Origin of the sequence: Shewanella basaltis, assembly GCF_023283885.1 — a bacterium.
GTDB classification, from domain to species: Bacteria; Pseudomonadota; Gammaproteobacteria; order Enterobacterales; family Shewanellaceae; genus Shewanella; species Shewanella basaltis.
Genome location: NZ_JAKILA010000018.1, coordinates 100,213 through 106,212, shown reverse-complemented (window position 1 = coordinate 106,212; position 6,000 = coordinate 100,213). Strand labels below are relative to the sequence as shown.

At 43.5% G+C, this 6,000-nt stretch carries 5 protein-coding genes; 2 read left to right on the top strand and 3 right to left on the bottom strand.

Features of this window, described 5'->3' with window-relative positions; genetic code table 11:
* Positions 1–178: 178 nt before the first annotated feature.
* Positions 179–865: an energy transducer TonB gene (locus L2703_RS13505; protein ID WP_248971602.1), complete on the bottom strand. Its 687-nt coding sequence runs from the start codon at positions 863–865 to the stop codon at positions 179–181.
* A 666-nt stretch (positions 866–1,531) separates the two neighbouring features.
* Here L2703_RS13505 and L2703_RS13500 point away from each other — a divergent pair.
* Positions 1,532–2,626 carry a PepSY-associated TM helix domain-containing protein gene (locus L2703_RS13500; RefSeq protein WP_248971601.1) on the top strand — a complete coding sequence of 365 codons (1,095 nt, stop codon included), beginning with the start codon at positions 1,532–1,534 and terminating at the stop codon, positions 2,624–2,626.
* 113 nt (positions 2,627–2,739) lie between these two features.
* Here the strand turns inward: L2703_RS13500 and L2703_RS13495 are convergent, their stop codons facing one another.
* The gene (locus L2703_RS13495) at positions 2,740–3,909 is read right to left on the bottom strand and encodes a lipid-transfer protein (protein ID WP_248971600.1); all 1,170 of its coding nucleotides are present in this window, start codon (positions 3,907–3,909) and stop codon (positions 2,740–2,742) included.
* Between the two features lie 324 nt (positions 3,910–4,233).
* Here L2703_RS13495 and L2703_RS13490 point away from each other — a divergent pair, with 324 nt between their 5' ends.
* Positions 4,234–5,448, top strand: a complete 1,215-nt coding sequence (locus L2703_RS13490; RefSeq protein ID WP_248971599.1) for an ammonium transporter — start codon at positions 4,234–4,236, stop codon at positions 5,446–5,448.
* 83 nt (positions 5,449–5,531) lie between these two features.
* On the opposite strand, the gene L2703_RS13485 is transcribed toward L2703_RS13490, so the two are convergent.
* Positions 5,532–5,780, bottom strand: coding sequence for a hypothetical protein (locus L2703_RS13485; RefSeq protein ID WP_248971598.1), 249 nt, complete (start codon positions 5,778–5,780; stop codon positions 5,532–5,534).
* Between the last annotated feature and the right edge of the window lie 220 nt (positions 5,781–6,000).

Below are 6,000 nucleotides of genomic sequence, written 5' to 3'. Positions count from 1 at the left end.
GACTTTTTATGTAGAATAACTACACCTCAAAGTCTCTGCCGCGCACTTGTATATGAGTAATGGCCAACAATTCGCTGCAAAAACAACCTTGAAAGGTCAACAGGCCCTAGCGAGGGTAGCGGCTTCAAATCTTGTTGCACTAAATGACAAGGCCACTTAGGCGATAGGCCAAGATTCATTAATTGCTTTTCTCTAAGGTAAAGTCGAGCCTCACTTGCTGGCGCGGTTGGCTAACTGCATGGCCTTGATCCACCTTAGGTTTGTACTTCCAACCTTTGACAGCCTGAATTGCAGAGCGATCAAATGTGCGTTTAGGCTGAGCTTCTATCACACTGACATTTATTACAGCACCCACTTCATTGATATCAAATTCAACAATAACATATCCTTCAACCCCATCACGGGCCGCAATAATTGGATATTGAGGAGCAACTTGCACAACAGGCAATGCATCACTTGAGCTAACACCACGCTCATAAGTTTCAGACTGACTCGGCATCACTGGCGGTAAAAGCTCATTGGGTATCATGGTCACTTCAGTTCCGCCAGCACTAGGTACTGCAACGCGCTCAATGGCAGGGATTACTGGTTTGGGTTTTAATCGCTCAACCGTTTTAGGTGGTATGGGTTTAGGCGTATCCTGAACCACACTAATAACCGGAGCATCGCTTGGCTCGCCAATATAGATTTGATCGTTTTTAACCAGTTGAGACATAAATATAAATAACCCTAAGGTTACCACTGCGCCAGTGATTAAAATGGCAGTTTGCCTAAACCATATTGGGTAATAAAATGCTCCCCCCGTATTGATGACACTTGCATGCAAAAATCCATCTTGTCGGCCAAGCAACGTATGTGAGTTCATAGACAATCCTTTATGAGTAACTCAAGACTAAAATAACTAGGATCTGCAATATCACCATAAAACCTATGCAACCGTTTAATAGTGATATCAGCTATCAGCCTTGTTAAGGCTGTATTTACAATCAGGAGTTAACGAGAATTAAAGTAAGGTGCCCATTAATTGTTAGCAACAATACCAATATATGTAAAATATTTTGTTACATATAGCTCTAACCCTCAAACCAACAAACAAAAAACCAACATCTAAAAAACCAAACACTAACAATCTAAGCGAATGACATACTCAGTCGCCTCGTTTCTAACACTCCAATTGAACAAATAATTGAGATTAATTATCATTACCAACCATTGCGTGGTGAGCGGACTCTTTTAACAGTAAAGAGCTCACTTTATCTACTATATTCAATCGTTTTACCTAAAATGTGGATAAAAGATGAATTGATAAAACGAAAAAATAAATAGGTTAACCCTTGTCGACTTTCAAGCTTGTCATTTGTGTTAATCACAAGGCGAATTAACTCGCCAATAGCGAGTCTATTGCAAGTTAAATCAACGCAGTGAGAAAGACAAAGGGCTGTTTGAAAGGCGTTTGTTATCCAGAATTTAGGTTATTTACAACACTTCCAAAAACATTAACACATCACAGTGTAATTTGAGCAAATACAACATGAATATGGTTTCAATATTAAAATGGCTTCATAACTGGATAGGCTTTGTTATTAGCATCACCATGTTAATAGTACTAACGACAGGGGTTTATTTAGGCAGCGTAGATTTATTAAAGCGCACAGACAGTTTAGGCCAAACCTTTGTCCCGCAAACGATTGAGCAAAAAGCAGAAACGGTAGCAAAGGTATTTGAACGCTACCCCGAAATGAGCACGGTACGTTTTCCAACAGAACATACTCCTTATATTCAAGCCACCACGCGCGGCAAAGCTATCGCATTAGACAGTGAGCTCAATGAGCTTGCTAACCGCGCTTCATTCGACCTGCCTTTTTATGAAACCGCCTTTTGGTTACATCGTAATTTTTTAATCGACAATGGCGGTAAATACATCAATGCATGGGCCTCTTTGGCTGGCGCGATTGTCACATTAATTGGGATTTATTTATGGTGGCGGGTACGTAACGGCTTTCGCTTAAAACAAACACTGCCAAAAAATACTCGTTCAAGCAGTCTGCTAAAAAGCCATATTCAGCTTGGGCTATTTATCTCAATACCTTTATTTATTTTGTGCTTGAGCGGCTTTTTAATAACCTACAATAGCTTATGGACTGGGGCGCTAAATCAAAAACCTGTTACTCAATCGTTTCCACTAAGCCAAAGTAATGATTGGTTAAGCCAGCTCACGAGTGCCCAACAAGTGTGGCCAGACGCAGAGTTAGTCTCAGTGAGTAAACCTCGTTCAAAACCAAGAAAAAAGCCTAGCCCTGACATGCAAGGCGATGCGATTAAGCCGCAAGCACAGATATTTTCGATTCAATTTGACGAGCATCCAGGTGTTTGGTTAAGAGAAGCCGATCGCATTAGCATCAACCACACCACAGGCGTTATCGAGTCGGCATTAAAACACAGCGATAGGCCGTTATCGGGCAGGATTGCCAGCTTTGTACGCCCACTGCACGATGGACTGAATATGCCGGCCAGTTATGTGGCATTGATTACATTAGTCTCGTTGATTGGCACGGGCATTTTATCGTTCAGCTTGGTGACATTTTGTCGTCGCACTTTTGGTCGTAAAGCGAAAAAAGCCGCTTAACATTATTTATACCATTGCACGTGAGTCAATGAGCTCGCAGCGAGAATTATGAATGCGCAATGGTATTAGCATGCAGTGCGATAAGCCTCGCACTGCATGACTAAAAAGGCAAACTACACGCCGTATAAGGTCACCACAACGGCACCGCCCAACCCCACATTATGCTGTAATGCCAGTTTAGCGTTATCCACCTGACGATGACCTGCTTGGCCTCGTAAATGCCAAGTTAGCTCAGTACATTGCGCTAAACCGGTCGCCCCAATAGGATGGCCTTTTGACATTAACCCGCCCGATGGCCCAATCACATAACGGCCGCCATAAGTGTTGTCACCATCGGCAATAAATTGTGCTGCACCACCTTCAGGACACAGCCCTAAAGCCTCATAAGTAATCACCTCATTTGGGGTAAAGCAATCATGCAACTCAATCACATCAATGTCGTTTGGACTCACTCCAGCATCTTCATAAACCTGCTGTGCCGCTTGCTGACTCATACTTTTGCCTACTGCGTATATAGGGTCTTGCCACGAAAGTTCGGTGTCGGTTGCCATGGCTTGTGCAAGTATTTTGACCTGAGACGAAAGACCATGCTGGCGGGCAAATGCCTCACTGCATACGATAACCGCGGCGGCGCCACAGGTTGGCGGACACGCCATTAAGCGCGTAAGGTAATTGTCGTATATCACTTTATCGTCTAGCACTTGTTGGTATGTTAATGGTGTTGAAAACATTGAGTAAGGATTATTGATGGCATGTCTGCGTGACTTTTCGGCCACCTTAGCAAAGATATCAGCGCCTACATGGTATTTGTCCATATAATGGCGGCCAGCCGCGCCAAAAGCACGTAACGCAATAGGCCCTTGTGGTGCGTTGAATTGCTGCAATACAGGATCGAGCCGCTCGAATGGACTTTCTCTGTCTTGCCAATGTGAGCCTAACGCGCCAGGTTGCATTTCTTCAAAGCCAAATGCTAATGCACACTCAACCTGACCCGATAACACCGCCTGGCGAGCCAAAAACAATGCGGTTGAACCACTCGAGCAATTGTTGTTCACATTAATAATCGGAATACCGCTTTGGCATACATCATATAAAGCATGCTGGGCGCTTGTGCTGTCGCCATAAATATAGGCTCCATAAGCTTGCTGAATCCATTTTTCCTCAAGCCCAGCATCGGCTAATGCCAGTTTTATTGCTTTGGCAGCCATCACACGATAAGGCTGGTGTTTACCTGGTTTGCAAAAGGGGATCATCCCCACACCTGCAATTCTTACACTTGTCATACAGATCCTTATTGGCTCAACGCTCACGTCAATAAACTCGCCTACACTTAAGTTAATATCATGTTAATGCCCCCAACACCAGGCTGCACCAAAACAAAGCGTGAGCGCACTATATTGGTACAACCTCAACATATTCCACTAAAAACCCCATCATTTTTAGCATAATAAATTCAACCCCATGCACAAAAAACGAGCAAGGCTCAAATAATTTCAACAACATTTTCATAGATTTGCACCGAGAGTGCCCACAGAGCAAGGCTTTAATCAAAAAAACGGAATGGCTTTTGCTTTATAAGCGCATGAATTCCCAAAGAGAATCCTTCAATGGCAACTGAAACAAATAACATTAGCGATGCAATTAGTGTCATTGCACAAAGTGCGGACACGGTATTTATCTTACTTGGTGCAATCATGGTTTTGGCCATGCATGCTGGCTTTGCATTTTTAGAAGTCGGTACTGTAAGACACAAAAACCAGGTAAATGCCCTGGTTAAAATTTTGACGGACTTTGCTTTTTCGGCCATTGCCTACTTTGTCATTGGTTATCAAATCGCATACGGAAGCCACTTTTTTGTGAGTGCTGAAACGCTTGGCGCAGATAACGGCTATCAGTTAGTTAAGTTCTTCTTTTTATTAACCTTCGCAGCGGCGATCCCAGCCATTGTTTCGGGCGGCATTGCCGAGCGTGGCAGTTTTAGGCCCTTCTTGTTTGCCTCGGCCATGATTGTGGCTTTTGTATACCCGTTATTTGAAGGCATTATCTGGAACGGCAATTATGGCTTTCAAACCTGGTTAGAAAACCAATTTGGCGCCCAATTTCATGACTTCGCCGGTTCTGTAGTAGTACATGCCATGGGAGGGTGGCTTGCATTTGTAGCCATTTATTTACTTGGCGCTCGTCGTGGTCGTAAACCGGGTATTGCATTTGCACCGTCTAACATTCCCTTCTTGGCGCTAGGCTCATGGGTGCTGATAGTGGGCTGGTTTGGCTTTAACGTGATGTCAGCACAAACACTCGATGGCATTAGCGGCTTAGTGGCAGTCAATAGTTTAATGGCCATGGTTGGCGGCACGGTTATCGCGCTAATTGTGGGTAAAAACGACCCAGGGTTTATTCATAACGGACCGTTAGCAGGCTTAGTTGCCGTTTGTGCTGGCTCTGACTTAATGCACCCTGTCGGCGCATTTATTGTAGGCGGTATCGCGGGCGGTTTATTTGTGTGGGTGTACACTAAATTACAACGCAGCAGTAAAATAGATGACGTACTCGGTGTATGGCCGCTTCACGGTTTATGTGGCGTGTGGGGCGGTATTGCGGCAGGTATTTTTGGCCAGCAAGCATTGGGCGGCCTTGGCGGGGTAAGCTTAATGTCTCAATTAGTCGGTAGTGTTGCTGGTGTTGTTGTCGCATTAATGGGCGGTCTAATCGTTTACGGCATGGTAAATAAAATCTCAAGCTTACGTTTAAGCCAGGAACATGAATTTATTGGCGCTGACTTAGCCATTCATAAAATTGGCTCAACTAACTCAGACAAGTAACTCAAATCAGCGAGTAAAAAAGGCAGAATCGTATTCTGCCTTTTTGTTTAAACGGTATTCATCTTGATTAAACCTGGGGGGGATCAGTGCTTAGGCTTAACCCCATTTTTAACCATATCTTGACCCGTTTCAAAAATTTCCGGCGTTACCCAGCGGCCAAGTAAAAGCTTATGGTTATCACCAAAAACAGCGACAAAATGACGACCATCCGCATTACTGGTGGCCATCCCCACACCAGCTACGCCCTGCAAACCTAGACCGCCTTTCTCGACTAAGAGTAAAAAACGTTCTAAATCGGCTAAATTATCAATTACTTCATTTCCAATATTCATTTAACTTCCTAACAACTTAGTACTCAATTAACTTGGCGGTTACTTTAGCGCATTGATTTGTAATAATCTTCAGTTTATCCACTTTCGTGCCTAAACCATCAAAAAAAGCGCAATTCACTGTGGGTCATCATTTATCTCATTTTTAGCAACTTGCTCTATATATCCACGCTCTCTGCACAATTTTTACACTTTTTATCACTAACATACTGTTAACGATTTT

Excerpts from the sequence above, each read along its gene's own strand:
- L2703_RS13500 (WP_248971601.1), top strand. The coding sequence starts at position 1,532 with ATGAATATGGTTTCAATATTAAAATGGCTTCATAACTGGATAGGCTTT.
- L2703_RS13485 (WP_248971598.1), bottom strand. The coding sequence starts at position 5,780 with ATGAATATTGGAAATGAAGTAATTGATAATTTAGCCGATTTAGAACGT.
- L2703_RS13490 (WP_248971599.1), top strand. The coding sequence starts at position 4,234 with ATGGCAACTGAAACAAATAACATTAGCGATGCAATTAGTGTCATTGCA.
- L2703_RS13505 (WP_248971602.1), bottom strand. The coding sequence starts at position 865 with ATGAACTCACATACGTTGCTTGGCCGACAAGATGGATTTTTGCATGCA.
- L2703_RS13495 (WP_248971600.1), bottom strand. The coding sequence starts at position 3,909 with ATGACAAGTGTAAGAATTGCAGGTGTGGGGATGATCCCCTTTTGCAAA.